Raw genomic sequence first — 711 nt, forward strand, 5'->3', positions numbered from 1 at the left:
TTAAATGGAGTTCATTTCCCTTTGAATCCAAGACCTTTATCAGGCGAAAATAATTTTCAGCTCGGTTTTGTGTGGTACCGATTAAGACCATTTGGTCTGATAAAACAGATGTGTCTCCGTGTAGCTTAAAGTTGTAAACTTCCCGTATGACTGCGTTTTTCCGTAGTCTTGAAAGGAAAAAGTAGCCATCATCGGTCATGCGATCAAAACGTTCGTAATCTAAGTAACCACGGTCGAACACATACATGCATTCTTTGTCATCTACCATTATTTCAAGCTGACCACGGTCATGTACTTTTGCCGTTGTCATAACGGCTTTTTCTGGGTAAGAAGTACCTTTTTCCATAAATACAAGACGAAGATGTAGTTTCACTCCTGCCTTTGTTTTGCGGAATTGTGCCCATCTATGGTTCGTCAAGTTTAGTGGTAATGTACTTGAATCGATGATTTTTAATGGCATTACGAGTTTCGTATAGTGTGTTTTGGCATGAATTTGTGAAACTAAATCAAGGAAAAGAACTTGAAAAAGATCTGGATTCATACCATTTAAGCGCCGTGAAAGCTGCGAAATACTAATCGAATCAAGATCAATACCCTTTTGCAGTTGATCATCGAAAAGACAATCACTCAGAGCATGCAGACTTTCTATTTCTTCAAGTTGGGCAAATAACAATAATTTTAAGAATGACTCTGTCGTTAGTTTCTTTGTAT

Annotated in this window: 1 protein-coding gene; it reads right to left on the bottom strand. The window is 37.7% G+C overall.

The genetic code is table 11. The features are described 5' to 3' along the window. Positions 1-711 (bottom strand): IS4 family transposase (locus tag BFI01S_RS22090; protein WP_156478380.1); only part of this gene is annotated, 711 nt, incomplete at both ends.

Origin of the sequence: Cytobacillus firmus NBRC 15306 (assembly GCF_001591465.1) — a bacterium.
In the GTDB taxonomy this organism is placed as follows: Bacteria; Bacillota; Bacilli; order Bacillales; family Cytobacillaceae; genus Cytobacillus; species Cytobacillus firmus.